General features: G+C 40.1%; 19 protein-coding genes. All 19 read right to left on the reverse strand.

Annotated elements, in window-relative coordinates:
• Positions 1-80: 80 nt before the first annotated feature.
• Positions 81-755 (reverse strand): methionine ABC transporter permease, encoded by a 675-nt coding sequence (locus EHO58_RS12720; RefSeq protein WP_135629090.1) that lies wholly within the window; start codon positions 753-755, stop codon positions 81-83.
• A complete protein-coding gene (locus EHO58_RS12725) occupies positions 752-1792 on the reverse strand; it encodes a methionine ABC transporter ATP-binding protein (RefSeq protein WP_135680193.1) in 1041 nt (346 codons plus the stop codon). Before EHO58_RS12725 ends, EHO58_RS12720 begins: the two co-directional genes overlap by 4 nt.
• Positions 1771-2598 (reverse strand): MetQ/NlpA family ABC transporter substrate-binding protein, encoded by an 828-nt coding sequence (locus EHO58_RS12730; RefSeq protein ID WP_135680194.1) that lies wholly within the window; start codon positions 2596-2598, stop codon positions 1771-1773. Before EHO58_RS12730 ends, EHO58_RS12725 begins: the two co-directional genes overlap by 22 nt.
• Positions 2599-2777: 179 nt before the next feature.
• On the reverse strand, positions 2778-3650 hold the full coding sequence (locus tag EHO58_RS12735; RefSeq protein ID WP_135680195.1) for a hypothetical protein: 873 nt from the start codon (positions 3648-3650) through the stop codon (positions 2778-2780).
• A 2-nt stretch (positions 3651-3652) separates the two neighbouring features.
• A complete protein-coding gene (locus tag EHO58_RS12740; RefSeq protein ID WP_135680196.1) occupies positions 3653-5062 on the reverse strand; it encodes an MBOAT family O-acyltransferase in 1410 nt (469 codons plus the stop codon).
• Positions 5063-5120: 58 nt separating this feature from the next.
• The gene (locus EHO58_RS12745) at positions 5121-6335 is read right to left on the reverse strand and encodes an adenylate/guanylate cyclase domain-containing protein (RefSeq protein ID WP_135680197.1); all 1215 of its coding nucleotides are present in this window, start codon (positions 6333-6335) and stop codon (positions 5121-5123) included.
• Between the two features lie 78 nt (positions 6336-6413).
• Positions 6414-7490, reverse strand: a complete 1077-nt coding sequence (locus tag EHO58_RS12750) for an ATP-grasp domain-containing protein (RefSeq protein WP_135680198.1) — start codon at positions 7488-7490, stop codon at positions 6414-6416.
• Positions 7490-8035, reverse strand: a complete 546-nt coding sequence (locus EHO58_RS12755; protein WP_135680199.1) for a hypothetical protein — start codon at positions 8033-8035, stop codon at positions 7490-7492. The genes EHO58_RS12750 and EHO58_RS12755 overlap by 1 nt, the downstream gene beginning before the upstream one ends.
• A gap of 100 nt (positions 8036-8135) precedes the next feature.
• Positions 8136-8900, reverse strand: a complete 765-nt coding sequence (gene pstB / locus EHO58_RS12760; RefSeq protein ID WP_100707948.1) for a phosphate ABC transporter ATP-binding protein PstB — start codon at positions 8898-8900, stop codon at positions 8136-8138.
• A 34-nt stretch (positions 8901-8934) separates the two neighbouring features.
• Positions 8935-9879 (reverse strand): phosphate ABC transporter permease PstA, encoded by a 945-nt coding sequence (gene pstA / locus EHO58_RS12765; protein WP_135629098.1) that lies wholly within the window; start codon positions 9877-9879, stop codon positions 8935-8937.
• A 24-nt stretch (positions 9880-9903) separates the two neighbouring features.
• Entirely contained in the window at positions 9904-10986 is a 1083-nt protein-coding gene (gene pstC, locus EHO58_RS12770) for a phosphate ABC transporter permease subunit PstC (RefSeq protein WP_135680200.1), read from the reverse strand.
• A gap of 61 nt (positions 10987-11047) precedes the next feature.
• Positions 11048-11887 carry a phosphate ABC transporter substrate-binding protein gene (locus EHO58_RS12775; protein ID WP_100707983.1) on the reverse strand — a complete coding sequence of 280 codons (840 nt, stop codon included), beginning with the start codon at positions 11885-11887 and terminating at the stop codon, positions 11048-11050.
• 179 nt (positions 11888-12066) lie between these two features.
• Positions 12067-12516, reverse strand: a complete 450-nt coding sequence (locus EHO58_RS12780) for an LA_3150 family lipoprotein (RefSeq protein ID WP_135629100.1) — start codon at positions 12514-12516, stop codon at positions 12067-12069.
• Positions 12517-12537: 21 nt separating this feature from the next.
• Entirely contained in the window at positions 12538-14214 is a 1677-nt protein-coding gene (locus tag EHO58_RS12785; protein WP_135629101.1) for a hypothetical protein, read from the reverse strand.
• A 208-nt stretch (positions 14215-14422) separates the two neighbouring features.
• Positions 14423-15748, reverse strand: a complete 1326-nt coding sequence (locus EHO58_RS12790; protein WP_135680201.1) for a spinster family MFS transporter — start codon at positions 15746-15748, stop codon at positions 14423-14425.
• 172 nt (positions 15749-15920) lie between these two features.
• Positions 15921-16514 (reverse strand): energy transducer TonB, encoded by a 594-nt coding sequence (locus tag EHO58_RS12795; protein ID WP_135629103.1) that lies wholly within the window; start codon positions 16512-16514, stop codon positions 15921-15923.
• Positions 16511-16930 (reverse strand): ExbD/TolR family protein, encoded by a 420-nt coding sequence (locus EHO58_RS12800; protein WP_135680202.1) that lies wholly within the window; start codon positions 16928-16930, stop codon positions 16511-16513. Before EHO58_RS12800 ends, EHO58_RS12795 begins: the two co-directional genes overlap by 4 nt.
• 3 nt (positions 16931-16933) lie before the next feature.
• The gene (locus EHO58_RS12805) at positions 16934-17353 is read right to left on the reverse strand and encodes an ExbD/TolR family protein (RefSeq protein ID WP_100725201.1); all 420 of its coding nucleotides are present in this window, start codon (positions 17351-17353) and stop codon (positions 16934-16936) included.
• A 33-nt stretch (positions 17354-17386) separates the two neighbouring features.
• Positions 17387-18199 carry a MotA/TolQ/ExbB proton channel family protein gene (locus tag EHO58_RS12810; RefSeq protein ID WP_108926858.1) on the reverse strand — a complete coding sequence of 271 codons (813 nt, stop codon included), beginning with the start codon at positions 18197-18199 and terminating at the stop codon, positions 17387-17389.
• Positions 18200-18621 lie beyond the last annotated feature (422 nt).

The raw sequence follows: 18621 nt of genomic DNA on the forward strand, positions 1-18621 counted from the left end.
ATGAAACACCACACATTTGATCCGCAGGTTTGCTTGCGGATTCTTTTTACCTTGGGACGGTATATTCTTCTTTTTAAGAACTAATGAGAGATCCTTTTATCACTTCTTTTACGGGTTATATCTCCGATCCATTGGAATGTTTGGACTAAAGCGATCAGAACAAAAACTGTTGCGAACATGATATCGTCTTCGTATCTGTAATAACCGAATCTGATCGCAAGATCTCCAATTCCTCCTCCACCTACAATCCCTGCCATTGCAGAATACCCTAATAAGCTGATGGTTGTAACCGTAATAGCGGAATAGATTCCCGGCATTGCTTCCGGTATCAAAACTTCTCTGATAATTAAATTGAGTTTTGCCCCTGTAGAGACTGCAGCTTCTAAAACTCCTTCCGGAATTTCTCTTAGAGATGTTTCGACTAGTCTGGCTAAAAACGGGATCGCTGCCACAGAAAGCGGAACTGAGGCCGCAAGCGGGCCGATTGTAGTTCCTACTAAGGATTGAGTGAGAGGGATTAGTGCCACGAGTAAGATCACGAATGGAATGGAGCGGATTAAGTTGGCCAATATCCCGAGTACCGCGTGGAAGAATCTGTTTGGTATAAATAGTTTTTTATCAGTAAGGTAGATCAAAAATCCCAGAGGAATTCCGAATACCAAAGCGGAAGATAATGAGATCCCAAGCATTAGGAATGTTTGTCCGAATGCATTGACTAGTTCCGGATATAATTCTATCCATTTGGAAAGATTCATCTGAAAATTTCCTCCACGGTGGCTCCATATCTTACGAATGCGGATCTGATAGTGTCCGTACTATTATCCGCCGGATCGGTTTCCAGATAAAAAACTCCGATCGGTTTCCCTGAAATATATTCAATTTTACTGTGGATAATATTTGGGACATGGTTTGTGGCGCGGATCACTTTCCCAAGTATAGGTTCGGTAGCGATCTCATTTTTCAATACAACTCTAAGTATTCTTCCTTCCGTTCTTGCCAAGGTTTCTTCCGGAATAGAATTTGTGAAAGCGTGTCCTGTAAGTTTTTTAGTAATTTCTTGAGAAGGGTCCGCGAATAGGGAATAAACGGAACCTGTTTCGATCAATTTACCTTTTTCTAATACCGCTACGGAATTGCAGATCTCTCTTACCACATTCATTTCGTGAGTTACGATAAGTATTGTTATAGAGAATTTTTTATGAATGTCTCTTAAAAGTCCTAAAATAGAACGAGTGGTTTCCGGATCCAGGGCGGAAGTTGGTTCATCGCATAAGAGTAGAGTCGGATGATTTGCGATCGCTCTCGCGATTCCTACTCTTTGTTTTTGTCCGCCACTAAGTTGGTTCGGATAAGAATCTATCTTATCTTCGAGTCCTATCAAGGAAAGAAGTTCGATCACTCTTTCACGGATCTTTTCTTTTTTCCAACCTGCCGCTTTTAATGGAAGTGCGATATTATCGAAAACTTTCTTATTTAATATCAAATGAGATTGTTGGAAAACCATTCCGACTTTGGATCTATGATGCCTAAGTTCTTCTCCATTTAAATGAGAGATATCTGCGGATTGGAAAAATACCTGCCCTGAGTCGGGTATTTCCAGCAAATTTGCAAATCTAAGTAAGGTACTTTTTCCGGCTCCGGTAGTTCCTATGATGCCGAAAATTTCTCCCTTATCTATCTTTAAGGAAATGTCCTCAATAGAAGGATGTGTAGAATTCGGAAACGTTTTAAAAACGTTCCGAAATTCTAATATAATTCCTGGGTTTTCTTTTACTTCCGCTTCCCGAACCATTCCGGCTTTTGGAATCCTTTAAAGTCTTTATCTACAATAGTTTCGAAGTTTTCGGATTTTACCGCTTCGACTATATCTTTAGCAAATACACTGTCTTTTTCCGTCTCACGAACTACTATTATGTTTTTATGTTCTTCTGCCAGCTTTTCTAGGATCACTGCTTTTGTCAGATCCAAACCTGATGCGAGTGCGAAATTTCCGTTGATCGCGGAAAAGTCTGTACTTTCTAAAGATCTAGGAAGTTGAGCCGCTTCTAAAGGTAAGAATTGGATCTGCTTTTTATTTTCGGTAATATCGTTTAAAGAAGCCTTGGTAGGAAGTGCATCCGGATTTACTTTAATAAAACCTAATTCTTGAAAAAGTTTTAAAGCTCTTAACAAGTTCGTTGGATCGTTCGGAAGGGCGATCGACGCCTTCTCTTTTATATCCTTAGGGTTTTTAGTTTTCCCCGCAAACACCGACATGGGTGCCGTAGGAATATTGATGATGGCGCTTAACTTTAGATTTTTATCCGCGGTAAATTTTTTCAAATAAGGAAGATGTTGGAACAAGTTCGCATCTATATCCCCGGAAGCCAACGCTAGATTCGGCTGGATATAATCACTGAACTGAACGATCTCTATCTTGTATCCTTTCTTCTCCAAGTCGGGGAAAACACCTTCTTTCAAAAGATCCCCATAAGGCCCGGGACAAATCCCGATCTTCAGATTTTTTCTATCGCCGGGAAGATTGGGGGCTTCTTTCTTTCCGCAATTTATAAAAAAAGGAAGAAGGGTAAGTAATATGAGATATAATATTCGATTCATTGATTCACCTATAGTCGGAATTAAACTAGTCCAAGGATTTTCAAATCCAGTCTTCTTGGATAGTAGAAAAATCTGTTATATTGAATAAAATGTTTAATATAACTCGAATCCAGGAATATTCGCCTATGCTCAAATTCTGAGACAAAAATCTGGTTCCGGGAGTGGTAGGAACTCCCTTACTACAAGGATTCCGCGTATTCTTTCAATTTGGACAAGAATCTATCCGCTTCCGGATAGGCAAGATGAAGAGCATCGCTATCTTCATAGATGTCTTTATGATCAATAAACCAAAGGTATTGAGAAGGAGGAAAGTTTTTCAAAACAGTCTCTCTTGTCCTGGTTTCTTTCGCTGAGACCAAAATTTCAGGATGCATTGGCATTTCGAAAAATATTGGTCGGACTCCTTTAGCTTCCAATTCTTTCAGAACGGAAGAAAGGTAGGCCATTCTATCATTTAACTTTTTCTGTTCTACCGCAGCGCCGTACCAACGTTTTACTTCCTGTAGATGTTCTTCTTTTAATCGTTTGGAAATTTCGAGAGCTTCCTTTTCTTCTTTTGGATTGGGCTTTGCTTCTGCTGCAAAAAAACGATCCGTAAATTGGATCACAAACCCTACCGCATAATTCAAAGGTTGTTTTTCGGATCTAAGAACAGGGAAATTTCTTCTAGTAAAAACAAAAAATGGCTCAGTATTATCTCGGGAGAATTTTTCATTTTCCTTTACGGAAAGTTGATTAACTTCGATCAGAACGAATTTGGGAGAAATATCTGAATTTTTTAATATAGATAATCCTGTTAGAGCACCTTCTCCCACTAATGAAAGATTAAACCAACCTGAGTTTGGCTTAGGCAACATTCTATCTGACATGGAAGATCCAACGATCACGAATCTAGAATCTTTTCCTTCGGTCAAAAAACTTTCTACTCGAACTCTATTATGCTGCCACCAACTCTGTTTCGGTATTTTCTGAGGAGAAAGAAAATATACGAAACCGGAATACAATCCTAGAAAGATGAGAAAGAATATAATAAGTCGGACAAAAAATTTCATAGTTAAAACTGAAAATAGATAAATGCGGCAGAAGGCCCTTTGTTCAAAACGATCAGAAATAGAAGAAATGCATAACCTATATTCGAGACCTTCTCCATTGTTTCTTCCGGATACTTCTCCTTATACCAGCCATAAAAATGATAAAAGAAGACGGGAATAGAAAAGAATATTAAGAATGTACAAAGTTCCCAGTCGGTTCCTAAACTTAGATTTGTTCCTAATAATTTTAAATATTTAACTGCGGTTTCGAAATCAGGCAAACGGAATAGTAACCACAAAAGAGAAACACTTAAGAACACAAATCCGGTTTTTATAAAGGAGAAGAAACGATTCTCGGGTAATTTAAATGGAAAATTCTGATCTAGAAATCTTTCTATCAATAATAGAAGTCCATGACCGATTCCCCAAACCATATATCTCCATTCTGCTCCATGCCAAAGTCCGCCCAAGGCCATGACTAAGAATAGATTTATATAAGTCCGGAAATTTCCTTTTCTATTTCCTCCTAGAGGAATATATAAATAATCCCTGAGCCAAGTAGAAAGAGAAATATGCCATCTTCTCCAAAACTCCGAAAAGTTAGAGGATATATAAGGAAAATTGAAATTGGTCGGAAGTTTATAGCCGAATAAGAATGCAGTTCCGATCGCGATCAAAGAATATCCGGCAAAGTCCGCAAATATCTGAGCAGAATACCCGAAAATCAAAAGTACTAATGTAAGAGTAGAATGATGAGCATTATAAGGAAAATCGATAACGAATGTAAGATCATTCAGATTATCTGCGATCACTGTTTTTAGAAAATATCCAAGTATTAAGATCTTCGCAGCTTGGATCCAAGGAATATCCTTGAAGTTTTTTGTTTTGATCTGAGGAAAAAATTCTTTTGCCTTAACGATAGGCCCAGCTACCAACTGAGGGAAAAAATTGATATAGAGAGAAGATTGTAAGATCAGTTTAGGGTAGGGAACCTTCTCCTTGAAAATTTCGGGACCAATTCGATAAAAGTCCACCACCATACTGATCCCATGAAAGGTATAAAAAGAAATACCGATCGGAAGCGGGATCAAAAAGATCCAATGTAGATCCGAGGAGCCTGAACTTCCTAAGAAAGTTTTGGCGAATAACCCGCTATATTTAAAGAAGAATAATACGCTTAGGTTTAGGACTACTCCCAACGCTAAGACCGCTTTTTTAGATTTAAAGTCCGGGGTCTGGATCAGATATACGATACTCGCATTCCAAAAGATAGAGAACAAGAGTAGAATTAGTAACCAAGGATCTGTATATGCGTAAAAATAAAAACTTGCGGCGACTACTGTCAGAAGTTGGAATCTTTTTAGGAAAGGAAGATAGTAAAGAGTAAAGGTAATTAATAGGAATATGAAAAATCCAAAACTATTAAAATTCATGGGAAAGAAAATCTGACTGGTTCAAATTCTTTCCTGGGACCCTTAGGTCAAGAACCTATTATACTTCTCTGGCTTCCTTCACCAAAAACATTTCGATCTCTCCCTTGTTCTTAGCTTTTATCAATCCTCTGGACTCGCAGATGAAATCTTCTCTCACAAAATGGAAGGTATCTAAGGAGATATTCACCTCGCCAGCGAGCCCGGAACTTTCCATACGGCTTGCAGTATTGACGGTGTCTCCCCAAATATCGTAAGCGAATTTTTCGGTTCCGATCACTCCTGCCACTACACTTCCGGTATGGATGCCCAAACGTAGTTCCCAGGTAGGAAGGCCTTGGTTCTGTCTTTCTAACTTTTGCTTTTTCATGAATTGTTGGAATTCCAATCCGCAGAAAACAGTGTCTCTAGCGTGGGTATTATTTGGCGTAGGAAGTCCTGCTACAGCCATATATGCGTCTCCGATCGTTTTGATCTTCTCTAAGCCGTATTTTTTTGCGATCTTATCGAATTCCGCAAAGAAGAAGTGGAGTTCCTTCACTAGCTCCTCCGGACTCATTTTTTCCGCGATCTGAGTAAACCCCGCCATATCGGTGAATAATACGGTAACACTATCATAACGTTTTGGCTGGACGGTATCGTTCATTTTTAATTCGTCCGCAATAGATTCGGGTAGAATATTCCGAAGCAGGTTATCCGATTTTTTTCTCTCTATATTCAAGTTCCTGCTGAGTATGAAGATAAGTATACCTGTTAGGATCTGGACAAAGATATAGTTTCCACCTAGGTCCATATATTCCGTATCTCTGTCCTTTTGAGGAACTATAAAATTCGGATAAAAATATTCGAATATATACAAGGAACCGGTGACAAACGCATAAAATCCATAGATGAAAAGGATATTATGATTTTTTAAAAGAATAGTAGCGATTACCAGAGCGGGGATGAAATAATAATGGTTTCCTCCATTAGAACCTCCATGTAGAAACCAAAGAGAAGATAAATATACAAGTATAGTCAGATTTAAAGGCCAGAATAGAACGTAATAAATGTTCTTAAATCTGGAAAAATAATACATGATAAGTAGAATGATACCGGAGATCAAATTTAGAAAAATTACACGGTGAGAATATTCGGTTGTCTCTTCGAATATGGAACCTAGGATATTTAAACTTCCGTTTACCAAGGAAATCGCGTTGAATAATCTATGCTCTAAGGAGTTCTTTTTGGGATCTCCGAAGATCAGATAAATAAGCTGAATTAGCTTTTGTTTCATAAAATTCTCCGGGATTTGAGAAGTTTAAATATTTAGAGCAGGGATAAACCTTTCATATTACGGAAAAAATTGCAAGCCTCAACTGGAAAGATCGGACACGATCCTGTCTCCGAAATAAAAAATATACAAGGCCTTTAGGATGGAGAAAAGACCGGCGCCCTTTGTTCTGGATTGTCTGGAAATTTGAAATAGTATCTTCCACTGTGAAAATAGTATGGAATATCTTTCTTTGAACGAAAACCTTGGGTCGTATATATTCGTGGATTCGGAAGTAACTCCGTTCAATTCCACTATATGCAGATCCTTTCCTTCTAAAAAATCTTTAAGAGAACTGAATCGAATATCATATCTACCAAAATAAAAACCTTTAAAGGAAGAAGAGATTTCATGGATCTTATTTTCTAATTCTGGAGTGATCCATTCGGAACCGTCTAAAAATAAAGTCCCCTGGCAATGGTTTCCAGCTTCCGAAAGGCAAATGATCTCTCCTAATTTAGGGATTTTCTCCCAAGTTTCGGAAAATCTTTTTTGAAACGTTTCTTTCTGTATTCTGAATCTGGGGTGGTTTTCCACTAATTGAGAAAGAGTTGATATTCCGTTTCCGGTTATCTTAGGAAATACTTTTCTGGTGATGGAAAATATCCTACCTTTAGATTCATTCGGATATCTATAATAAAAAACTCCGACTTCGAATGGGCCGGGGTGATACTCTTGGACAATAAGATCCACATTCGATTCCAGCAAACATTCTTCCAAATGTTTTAAATTTTGGACTTTTCTGACTCCTTGCCCTCTTTGTCCTGAATCAGGTTTGAGTATGATCGGAAATTCCAATCCAAAAGAATTCATTTTTTCTAAAATAGAATTCGTGTCCTTGGAACCTTTCGGAACTAAAAAGAATTTTAATACATGTCGAGGGGCCAGTTTTTGTAAGATTTGATATTTGGATTCTCCTACAAGTCCTCCAAGATGAATTTCCGGATTAGCGGAAGCAATTGTTCCAAATCCTAAAGAGGAAATTGAGCCGGATCTAATAGAACGAATCGATTCATATATAATATATGGGATCAGAGGAAGGTACAATTTCCAGGTAGGCCAGAATTCCATAGGATCTGATTGCCTAAGAAGATCTTGTTCTGTCTGAGTTTCTAACATTAGATGACCGGATCCCAAGAAAGAATGAGCTGATTTGAATTATATTGTAATGTGGAAATTGCAAACCCAAAACTATCCGGAATATCTTCGAAACCGAGATCGTGTTCGAGTGCGACTCTTATGATTGCTTCATGGTGAATTGTATGTTCTTGCACATAGAGTAGTTCTCTTTCCCAAGAGGAGTTTACTATATTCTCTATCCCGGAAGAAGAATGGACTAAGTAAGAAACTTGGACTTCTCCTTCCCAATCTCTTAGATCATATTCCTTTATTAGTTCATGAAGACGATCTGCTGCCGCTCTCGGAGAATTTTCGTAAAGAGGATTTCTTTCTCTTTGGTCGTAAGAAACAAGTCCTGTGTCATATCCGTTTATTAATGCTTCCGCAAATTCCAAACAATGGCGGATTTGTTTTCCTATACTGGCACCTGATAATAGATGTAATGGACGAGTATAATTTCTTTCTGAGATCCTAAGGAGTAAATCCGCAAATCTCGAAAAAATGATCTCGAGTGATTCGGTTAAGTCTGATTTCGTCTGCCTCATTGAGGGAAACTTCGAAGAATAGTGGGTTAGGTTACAACTCAGAATAAAAAAACGCCTGCATAATGCAGGCGTTTTGATACGGAAATATAGGCTATAATGGTCAGCCGAATTTTCCGGAAATATAATCTTCCGTTTCCTTTTTAGAAGGATCATGGAACATCTTTTTAGTAGTATCGAATTCCACCAAACGACCCATATAAAAGAAGCCGGTATAATCGCTTACCCTGGCTGCTTGTTGCATATTATGTGTCACGATCACGATTGTATAAGAGTCCTTAAATTCTGAAATGAACTCTTCTACTTTCTTAGTGGAGATTGGATCCAACGCGGAACAAGGTTCATCCATTAGGATCACTTCAGGGTTCATTGCGATCGCCCTTGCAATACATAACCTTTGTTGTTGTCCGCCCGAAAGTCCAAGTGCGCTATCATTCAGTCTGTCTTTTACTTCTTTCCAGAGAGCGGACTTTCTTAAACTTTCTTCGACAATATGATCCATTTGGTCTTTGGAGACTCCGCCGTTCAGTTTCAGACCGTAAGCTATATTCTCATAAATGGATTTAGGAAAAGGAAAAGACTTTTGGAAAACCATTCCGACCCTTTTTCTGAGTTCCACGACATTCATTAGAGGATCATAAATATTAATACCGTCTATTTCCAGTTTACCATTCACTTTAGAACTATCGATCACATCGTTCATCCGATTGATTGATCTTAAAAAAGTGGATTTACCACAGCCGGAGGGGCCAATGAATGCTGTGACCTTCTTCGCATGAATTTCTAAAGAGATATCATGCAGTGCTTGGTTCTCACCGTAGAAAAAATTGAAATGGCGGGATTTTATTTTTACTTTTGTATCTTTCATCTGCGATTAACTCCTCGCATCTCCAATAAAAACGTTATACATGGGCCTTACCCCTGGATTTTCTGATTCTGTATCTTAAGAAAGTAGCGAAAAAACTCATCCCGAAGGTTAGAGTCAATAATACCACTGTGGTTGCATATTGTTTCGGCATCGCTGCGTCCACATCAGGCGACTGGGTCGCCAATACAAATAGGTGATAACCTAATTGCATGAATTGATCCGAAAGGTGAGAAGGTAATTCCGGTAAGGAATATACAACTCCCACGAATAAGATCGGAGCAACTTCTCCTGCTCCTCTTCCGATCGCAAGGATTGCTCCCGTTAAAATTCCGGTTAAAGAATTCGGTAGGATCAATTTCCAGATGGTTTGCCATTTGGTTGCGCCTAACGCGAGACTGGATTCTCTCATTTCTCTTGGAATACTTCTCATTGTTTCTTCTACAGAGATAATGACTACAGGTAGGGTGAGGATCGCAAGGGTTGCAGCGGCCCAGATCAGGGCAGGCTTTCCCCAAACCGGAGTAGTATTATTCGCAACATAATCCATTCCTTTTCCGAGGAATTGGATGAAAAATCCTACGCCGAACAGACCGAATACGATGGAAGGAACTCCTGCCAGGGTATTGATCGCAAATCTGACAGTCATTGCGAACTTAGAATCTCTTGCGGTATATTCGGAAAGAAAGATCCCGGTCGCGGTTCCAATCGGAATGCTGAATAAGATCATTATAAAAACTAGATATACTGTTCCGTAGATCGCAGGAAATATCCCGCCTTCTAAGTTATTATTCCTTGGTGCTTCCGTCAGGAATTCCCAATTAACCCCGGAAATTCCTTTATAGAATATATTGCCTAGCATGAGAAGGACTGCGGATAAAATGAGTCCTGTAGCAAGCATAGGGGCGCCGAGAGCTAATATGGAATAAATTTTATCTTTGACGACTCTTCTTCTTTTAAGTCTGACTTTTTTCCATTTCAAAGAGGTTTACCAAATCTTGTTTGTTTAGGAGCCTTGGAACTTTTTCATAAGCCGTTTTTTAACATACAGCTCGGTGATTGCGTTCAAGGAAAATGTGAATAGGAAAAGAAGAACTCCCAGGAAGAACAGAATATTATAATGTTCTGATCCCCAGATAACTTCTCCCATTTCTGCGCCGATTGTGGCTGCAAATGTCCTACTCGGATCAAAAATACCGAAACTCATCATAGGAGCATTACCTGTAGCCATTAGAGCAATCATAGTCTCTCCAAAAGCTCTTCCTACGCCTAAAAGGACTGCGGCGAATACTCCGGGCAATGCGGCAGGAAGCATAACTCTATAAGCGGTTTGCCATTCAGTAGCGCCTAATGCTAAGGATGCCTGTCTATAAGATTGAGGCACTGTGCTTAGTGCGTCTTCTGCCACCGTAAATATGATCGGAGTGACTGCGATCGCAAGACCGATCCCTCCAGTCAAAGCGTTCAATCTGAAATCTATATCGAAGGTTGCCTTTACTAAGGTAGCAACGTCCATCAAACAGAAAAATCCGATCACTACGGAAGGGAAGTTTGCGAGCATTTCGATGGCTGGTTTTACGATCTCTCGCACTCTTGCAGATACAAAAAACGTAATATTCAGAGCGGCTAAAATAGCTAAAGGTGCTCCGAGTAGGATCGCTATGATTGTAGTTTTTGCAGTACCTACTATCAAAGGTAGAATACCGAATTTAGGAACGGAAGAAACCGGCTGCCAAACCTTGCTGAAAAGATTTTCGAAAAGAGAAAGTTTTTCAGGCTCAGGAGTGGCAACAGCTACGGGTTTATTTAATTCTAAAGTATCTCCATCAGGATTATATTCCGCAGGGGCATCCGCACTAGAGTCAGGATTGTATTCCGCTGGAGCTCCGGAGCTTTGGACAGTAGAAGTGGCTTGCGGGGAATCCGAGAAGAATAAGGAAGAAGCTTCTCTAAAGACGAAGAAAAAAATAAGAAGAATGATAAGGATGGAAGTTGCAGCGGTCCCTTTTACTAAGGTTTCCGCGAAAACGTCTATTTTTCTTCTGCTCGGATGTAAAAGATATCTCAGCAGAGGATCGAGTTTGCTCATTGAATATTCCGAATTCTGGATTTAAGAACGGCCCCCGTTGCCGGGAGCCGATCACACAATATTACTTTTTCTTAAGAGGGAAGTAACCTACGTCCTTCACAACTTTTTGTCCGTCTTTTCCGATCACCCAATCGATAAACTTTTTAGTTTGGTCTTTAGGTGCTTCTCTCAGATAGAAATATAGATATCTAGAGATCGGATATTTATTGGTCAAAATATTCGCTTCAGTCGGAAGTTCCGCTTTGGAGTTTGCGTCAGCAGATACTGCAACATCTTTAACTCCGGAAGCGTAAGCCGCTCCACCGTAACCGATTCCCCATTTGTCTTTGGAGATTGCGTTTACTAGTGCCGCAGTTCCTACCATATGTTGAGCAGAAGGATCAAAGTCTTGTTTTTCCAAAGCGTGTTCTTTGAAATACTCGTAAGTTCCGGAGTTATTCTCGCGGCTATACAATACGATTTTATGATCTTCTCCGCCAACTTCTTTCCAATTGGTGATCTTTCCGGTGAAAATTTTACGGATTTCTTCCAGAGAAAGTTTTGCGACTGGATTCTTTTTGTTTACATAAAGAGAAATACCGTCGATTGCAACCTTGATTTCCACACCGTTGGAATTATATTTTTCCTTTAATTGTTGGATTTCTTGAGGTTTGAGAGGGCGAGAAGCAGAACAAATATCCGTAGTTCCATTGATTAGAGCTGCGATCCCGGTTCCGGATCCTCCTCCAGTAACTTGGAATTGAACGGATTTATCCGGGAAGGTTTCGGTCCATTTTTGAACCAGGATAACCATCGTATCGGATCCTTTTATGGTGATTGTCTTTTTCTCTTCCCCGGATACGGAAAATGAAGAAAGAGCGAATGCTAATAAGACAATAAGTCTTAAACCTATCTTTTTCATCTGTTTGATATTTCTCCTGAAATATTTTTGAATCATAAATGAGAACCGTTACGAACGGATTTCTCGAATATTACAATCCTAATACACTCTGTTTTGCTGCATAGATTTGGCATTTTAACGCATTCTATGAAAATAGGCCCTTGGCTGCAAGAAGTACAAGGGCTTTCGATTGTTAGTTGTTAGGGAAATCCTACTGCTGACTTAATCTTTTTCCCACAATCTCCCCCGGCTTGTCCCAGGTTTGGATCACAGGTATAATATCTGAAATTCAATGGACTTGCATTTGTAGGGATTCCTGAACCCAAGAAACCCAAAGCTCCACAAGTTTGTTTGGAAAGAGCCGATTTTCTAAGTGCAGTATCCAAAGAATGTCCAAACATTACATTTAGATAATAGTTAGTCGGAGAGATCGTAGAATTGGAAGCTCCGAAAAGGGTGAAATGGTCGTAACATTCTCCGGTATAGTCCGTGAAGTTTCCGGCAACCTCTACCACTACGATGGAATTATTTCCGTCATCAGGGTTTCCTACTAATGCTTGTAATAAAGCTGTATCATCCTTTGTATCGGAAGAGCAGGAAATTGCTAAAAGTCCCAAAAGTGGAAGTATGAATTTAAGTTTAGATTTCATAATATTTACTTTCTCCTCTTCTTAATCTAACCTGGTGTTTAATTGGTCCGGTGTAACCATTCCGGTCCAGAAAGTTGCCTGAAGCTGGAAGTAAACGGTTTGGTTATTGATCGTTTCAGGTTCCCTGGTCACAGGGTCTATTCCTAATTTCAGAACAGGAATTTGGTAGAACAATTGTGCCTTGAATAGGTGTTTATCTCCGAAAAGATTTAAACCAACCCAGTAATATTTTTTCAGATCGTTATCTTCTATCTTACCGTTACGATTGAAATCTCCTTTTAGGAAATCATATCTGAAAACAGGCATAATATAATATTTATCGAATAGTTGGATATTATATCCGACTGTTGCCTGCCATCCGGAAAGATTATTGGAAGCCGCTCCGGTATAAGTAGTATAAGCTCCACTCAGATAGATACCGTTCCAAGTCATGGTTCCGTCGTAGGTATAACCTCTTAGGTCCAGATTTTTTTGGCAATAGCTGGTTTGATAGCTTGGGACAGTACAATCAGCAGTGCTATTATCCGCAGTAGTTTGAGTGGTAAGAAGATACTGAGTTGGAGCTCCTCTCGGGATCGCGCCGTCCACAGCTAAAGTGGATGCAGGACCGGAGCTAAAGCTTACGTTCTTAGTTTGCATGGTTGCAGCACCCAGGGAAATTTTTAGATCTTTTTGGAAGATCTCTTCCCCTTCTTGCCAACCTACATTACTACCGTTCTCTTTTACGATACCACCCAATACGTTCCATTGAACTCTCGCAAAGTATAAAGGAGAATTCAAAATAGGTTGGTTCGGTCTGCCTGCAACTGTAAGGTCTTGGCGTCTACCTGTTCCATAGTCACCGCCACCACCGTGTCCGTTACCGGCCATTAGATCTACGGTAAGATATTTTTCGTATTTCCCTTCGAAAAAATCTTTCAAAGGAGAAAGTCTTAGGTTCACACCCATATCGAACTGAGGATACGCGTTTGTCATATAAGAACGTTCTAATGCGATGAAGTTCGCGGAAGACATCAGATATTCTCTGTGGAATTGAGTAGGTAATTGACCAAAACTCAATCTTGCTCCCAAGATCGGAATATTCACATAAAGGAACGCTTCTTGGATATAACCTCTGTTTTCTCTTAAGGAAACATTAGTCACTTCTCCGGTGGTGTTTTTGGTTTGGGTGATATAAGGAGCATTCAACATGTTTTCTCCCCTTAGGTTCAGTGCCATCCCCCACCAAGAATTACCTTGATACTGTAATCCCAAACGAAGACGTCTGAAGTTCCAATCTACCGAATTGAAATCTCCATTTCCGTTATTATAATTGGATCCGGTCTGAGCGGAAATACCTCTGAATTGTATCCTACCCGTGATGGTAAGTCTTTCCTTTTGAGGTTCGTCAGGTCTGCTAGTGAAATGGTTTGGATAAGGATTGAACTTAGGATCGCTCTTGTTGATGGCTTTATCCATCTTACTTTTAAAACGACCTGGACCAGGTTTGGTATACAATTGCCCGTCCTGATCTTCATAAATAGTGAATTCTTCCTGCTTAGGTTTTTCCACTTTAGGAGGCTCGCCTGCTTGCGCAAGTTCTGCTCCCGGCGATATTTCCTGGGAGAAAATCGTTTGGGAATAGATGACGAGTCCTAGAATAAAAAATTGAGATACTATCCCTTCTAAGTTCTTTCTCTTTTTAGATTTCTGCTTCATTCAGAGTTACCTTTTCGATTCGCTTCCCGGGTTTTTCCCTTGCGAATTCTGTTTTACGTTTAGGTAACAGAATGGCTTTTTTACGTTACAAAATGATTACAGTATGACGATGATTTGGTTACAAGGCTCCTGTGGTTATGTTTTATGCAAAACTGGTATCATTTAAGTTACAGAAATAAGACTAAATAAACTAATCATATGATTAGTTTTATGCCTTTCCTTCTAAACTCCTCTTCATATCGGATGCATCTTTGGCGAAACTTTTGGAAGCAAGGAATACAAATAGGGAAGTCAGTAATACAGTCACTGGGATCAGATAGAGGGAATCATGAAGACCAATTGCTTTAAATTGTTCCGTCATTTCGGAAGTACCTGAACGGAGCATTGCTGATCTGGTCAAATAATCGGAGAACCAACCTACGACTGCTGGACCGGCCGCCCCACCTAATAAATACATAGCAGCGAAATAGATCGCCATCGCAGTTGCTCTGAGTCTAGGTTCAATCACGTCTTGGATAGCGGGGTAAACGCAGGTATAATAATTATAAGAAAGTAACCAACCGAACCCAAGTAGAAGGGAGAAGAATAAAACCATTTCTTCCGACTGCAATAATGCAAGAAGGATCAGAATTCCGGACACGAAAAGATTGAATGCGCCGAAAAGAAGGCGACCTCTTTCCGATCTTTGGTGGATCTTGTCTGCGATCCAGCCGCCCAGAGTCAAGCCGACCAAACCTGTGATCCCTACTATAAATCCTGTAGTGATCGCTGCTTTTACCAAAGTGAAATGATAATATCTTTGTAATAAAGAAACTAGGAAACTATTCACCGCATAAGCGGCAAAATTGAATGTAAGACCTGATAAAATGATCCACCACATAGTAGGAATTCTTAATACTTTTTTAATGGGCTGTGTCGGCGCAGATTGAGAGACTTGAATGGATTCCGCGGCTCCTCTTTCCGGTTCACGGATAAAAAAGAAGAATATAGAAAGAAGGATCCCAGGCAATGCTGCGATGAAGAATGGAGCTCTCCAAGTTCCGAATGCTTTTACCATGGCCCCCACGGTGAAAAATGCAAGAACGAGACCTAAGGGAAGTCCCAACATAAAAATACCGACTGCTCTTGCCCTTTTATGAGAAGGAAAAAGATCTCCTATCAGCGAATTTGCAGCAGGCGCATAACTTGCTTCTCCTATTCCAACACCCATACGAACAGAAACAAAGGATAAATAATTCCAAGCATATCCATTCAAAGCAGTGAATGCACTCCAAATCGCTAATCCGAAACCTATGATCTTTTTACGACTCCAAGAATCGGCGAGCCTTCCTAACGGCAAACCGGCAATGGCATAGATTACGGTAAATGCGGAACCTACTATGCCTAATTGAAGATCGCTTAAATCCCATTCATGTCTAATAGGTTCTATGATGATTGCAGGGATAGTTCTATCAAAGAAGTTTAGAAGGTTTGCCAAAAATAGAAGGATCAGGATCCTCCATGCATGCTTGGCTTGATTCGAGTTTGATTCCATCGCTTCATCTCCTAAGGGCCGCAATTACCTCCGGCCAGGAATAAAAAGCAAATCATAAAATTATAATTCGAACGATCGTTCTGGGATAAATATATAAAGTATAATTAATGAACGGATGTTAGTTGAGAGAGTAGAACATCTTCTTCTCCCAAAAAGGAAGAAGAAGATTATATCAATAGAGAGAGAAACGAACTGGAACGTAAACCTTCACAGTGATCGCTTTTCCTTCGAGCATAGAAGGAGAGTAACGTTTTTTATAAAATGCCTGGATTGCAGATTCTTCTAATCCGTATCCTAAGGTTTTACCAATATTACGTACTCTTAAAACTTCTCCGCTATCCGCGATGATCACTTCTAAGGTAAGAGTTCCGCCTACACCCGCAGACTGAGCGTCTTTGGTATATTCCGGCTGAACGTTAGGTGAAAGGTCTACTGGAGCAGTAGCACCGGAAACGATTGCATCCTGAGCGCCTGCGATCCTGGAATCCTCTTTTTTCTTAAGAGTATCGGTAACCTCGAACTCTCCGTCGTCAGGAGCTTCTCCCACATTCGGATCCTGGATCACAAGATTCTCCACGAAAGCAACCTCATCGATCAGCTTATCTAGATGATCGTAAGTATTCGGAGGAGTGTACCAGAAAAGAAGTGCTGCGATCTGTAGAACAGCAGAAGAGCCTAAGAAGGTCTCCATTCTGTAACGATCAACAAACCTGCGAAGACCAGAACGTTTTTTGGAAGAAGAAGGAGGGGAAACAACTTGGTTCATTTCAGTCCTCCTCCTTGCGTAGTTTTAGTAACCAGGGAGACTTTTAATGCACCGGCTTCTTTCAAAAGTTCGAACACATTGTCCAGGTCAGCATAACTTAGATCTTTATCCGCATGAATAAGGACCTTTAAGTCAGGAGTGGTTGCAAGTTTGGCACGAACATTATTGATCGCTTCGTTCAAAGGCATCTTTACTTGGTTAAAGTAAATGGACTTCTCGTTATCAGCGCTTAAATATAAATTCGCGATTTTTTTATTAAGCTGCTCTCCTCCAGGGACATCCGGAAGAGCGATTGGAAGATCCGGATCCGTATCAAGGACCGAAGTCACCATAAAGAATACCAAAAGAAGAAAGGCGATATCGGCCATAGAGCTGACCGGAATAGAAGGTGGAGCTTTTTTCTTTTTAAGTGCCATATCTTATTTTAATCTTTTTACGGAGACTTGTTTAAAACCTCTTAACTGCACAGCAGAAAGAGCATCTAACATATTTCCGTATTTTGTTTCACCGGTCGTTTTGATCAGAGCGACTTTTTCATCGAGATTCGGGATTTCAATATCGTTCAGATCTTTTCTGAATTCTGCAAGATCCTTGTAATCACGAGTTCCGAGGACTTTGTTCCTCATCTTGATCGTTTCGCCAGCCACCAATATCTCGTAGATATTCTCTCTTAAAACTAGGGTGGGGTTGGAGTTTTTGCGGGGAAGTTGGATATTTAAACCCTCTTTCACGAAAAACACCGCGGTCACCATAAAAAATACGAGAAGAAGAAACGCGATATCCGACATAGAAGAGGCCGAAATTTCTTCCAAACCCCTTTTTTTCTTAAGCTGAATCATATTCCGAATTCCTAATAAATGGAAGAGCTAAGATTAAGCTCTTGCGTTACGTTTCAGGAATTCTTTGTAAATTCTGTTTGCAGCTTCTTCTACTTCGGAAGTGAATCCGTCGATTCTGGAAGTCAGGTATTGGTGGAAAGTCATAGCGGGAATTGCGATGATCAAACCGGCTGCAGTTGTGATAAGAGCTTCTTTAATACCGCCCGCAACCACTTTCGCGTTTACTTGGTCGGCGTTTGCGATCGCATCAAAAGCATTGATCATACCGGAAACTGTTCCTAAGAACCCGATCAAAGGAGCGATAGTCGAAACTGCAGCTAAGATCACGAGTCCTCTTTCAAGAACTACGATCACCTCGGCAGCTTCTCTCTCGATACCTTTTGCGAAAATTTCAGCGTTACCAGCGGAAACATCGATACCGTTTTTCAAAATATCGGAAATTTTATAAGAAGGGTTTGCATCGATGAATTCTTTTGCTCCATCAAAACCTTTTTCATCAACCTTCTCCCCTAAATCGATATTAAAACCTTTAGGAAGAAGTTTGGAAGTAGTAAGGAAATAGATCCTTTCGAAAATAATCGCAAGAGCGATGATAGAAGAAAGAGCTAACGGATACATTGTCCATCCACCCTTATTGAACAGGTCTACAAATCCCCAGGTTCCGCTTTTTTCAGCAGGAGCCGGCGCAGGTTGTTCTGCAGGTGCAGTTGTTTGTTCGGTTTTATTTGCGTCGGTAGGCGCAGCATCTTGGGAAAAAGTAGGTAAAGTTGCAGTTAGAACAAATCCTCCAACAAGTGCAATGGCAATCCATTGGCGTAGGGAGAGATTAGTATATCGATTATGCATAGCTTTCGGAAGCTCCATAAGAAGTAATGAGACATTTTTACGTGATTTGAGTTACATATTTATTACGAAGCGGTTACGGGTTGGTTAGTTTGGGGAGGGGGAGAAGGGCGCAAGTGGTGCGAGGTGAGGGGGATGATGCGGGATTGTAATAGTGAGAGGAGTGGAAGTCGGGAATCTACTGCGTAGAACTCCGGGCCTGATAACGATAGAGACTTTTTAACATTACTTAGGATGCAAAAATTATGATTTCATCTTTCCTTATCAATTAGCTTGAAAGATAGTCTTTCAGAATTTCAAGTATGTCACTCCTGAACATAGGGGGCGGAATCACAATTTGCCTATGATCTTTTAATTTGATTACTATCATGCTTTCTGGTCCTTTGATTCTTTTAATACTTTTTCTGGATATACTGATGATATTT

The organism is Leptospira selangorensis (assembly GCF_004769405.1).
GTDB lineage: Bacteria > Spirochaetota > Leptospiria > Leptospirales > Leptospiraceae > Leptospira_B > Leptospira_B selangorensis.

Bases quoted from the DNA above. Each gene is read 5' to 3' on its own strand.
- EHO58_RS12720 (WP_135629090.1), bottom strand. From the start codon at position 755: ATGAATCTTTCCAAATGGATAGAATTATATCCGGAACTAGTCAATGCA.
- EHO58_RS12725 (WP_135680193.1), bottom strand. From the start codon at position 1,792: ATGGTTCGGGAAGCGGAAGTAAAAGAAAACCCAGGAATTATATTAGAA.
- EHO58_RS12730 (WP_135680194.1), bottom strand. From the start codon at position 2,598: ATGAATCGAATATTATATCTCATATTACTTACCCTTCTTCCTTTTTTT.
- EHO58_RS12735 (WP_135680195.1), bottom strand. From the start codon at position 3,650: ATGAAATTTTTTGTCCGACTTATTATATTCTTTCTCATCTTTCTAGGA.
- EHO58_RS12740 (WP_135680196.1), bottom strand. From the start codon at position 5,062: ATGAATTTTAATAGTTTTGGATTTTTCATATTCCTATTAATTACCTTT.
- EHO58_RS12745 (WP_135680197.1), bottom strand. From the start codon at position 6,335: ATGAAACAAAAGCTAATTCAGCTTATTTATCTGATCTTCGGAGATCCC.
- EHO58_RS12750 (WP_135680198.1), bottom strand. From the start codon at position 7,490: ATGTTAGAAACTCAGACAGAACAAGATCTTCTTAGGCAATCAGATCCT.
- EHO58_RS12755 (WP_135680199.1), bottom strand. From the start codon at position 8,035: ATGAGGCAGACGAAATCAGACTTAACCGAATCACTCGAGATCATTTTT.
- pstB (WP_100707948.1), bottom strand. From the start codon at position 8,900: ATGAAAGATACAAAAGTAAAAATAAAATCCCGCCATTTCAATTTTTTC.
- pstC (WP_135680200.1), bottom strand. From the start codon at position 10,986: ATGAGCAAACTCGATCCTCTGCTGAGATATCTTTTACATCCGAGCAGA.
- EHO58_RS12775 (WP_100707983.1), bottom strand. From the start codon at position 11,887: ATGAAAAAGATAGGTTTAAGACTTATTGTCTTATTAGCATTCGCTCTT.
- EHO58_RS12780 (WP_135629100.1), bottom strand. From the start codon at position 12,516: ATGAAATCTAAACTTAAATTCATACTTCCACTTTTGGGACTTTTAGCA.
- EHO58_RS12785 (WP_135629101.1), bottom strand. From the start codon at position 14,214: ATGAAGCAGAAATCTAAAAAGAGAAAGAACTTAGAAGGGATAGTATCT.
- EHO58_RS12790 (WP_135680201.1), bottom strand. From the start codon at position 15,748: ATGGAATCAAACTCGAATCAAGCCAAGCATGCATGGAGGATCCTGATC.
- EHO58_RS12795 (WP_135629103.1), bottom strand. From the start codon at position 16,514: ATGAACCAAGTTGTTTCCCCTCCTTCTTCTTCCAAAAAACGTTCTGGT.
- EHO58_RS12800 (WP_135680202.1), bottom strand. From the start codon at position 16,930: ATGGCACTTAAAAAGAAAAAAGCTCCACCTTCTATTCCGGTCAGCTCT.
- EHO58_RS12805 (WP_100725201.1), bottom strand. From the start codon at position 17,353: ATGATTCAGCTTAAGAAAAAAAGGGGTTTGGAAGAAATTTCGGCCTCT.
- EHO58_RS12810 (WP_108926858.1), bottom strand. From the start codon at position 18,199: ATGCATAATCGATATACTAATCTCTCCCTACGCCAATGGATTGCCATT.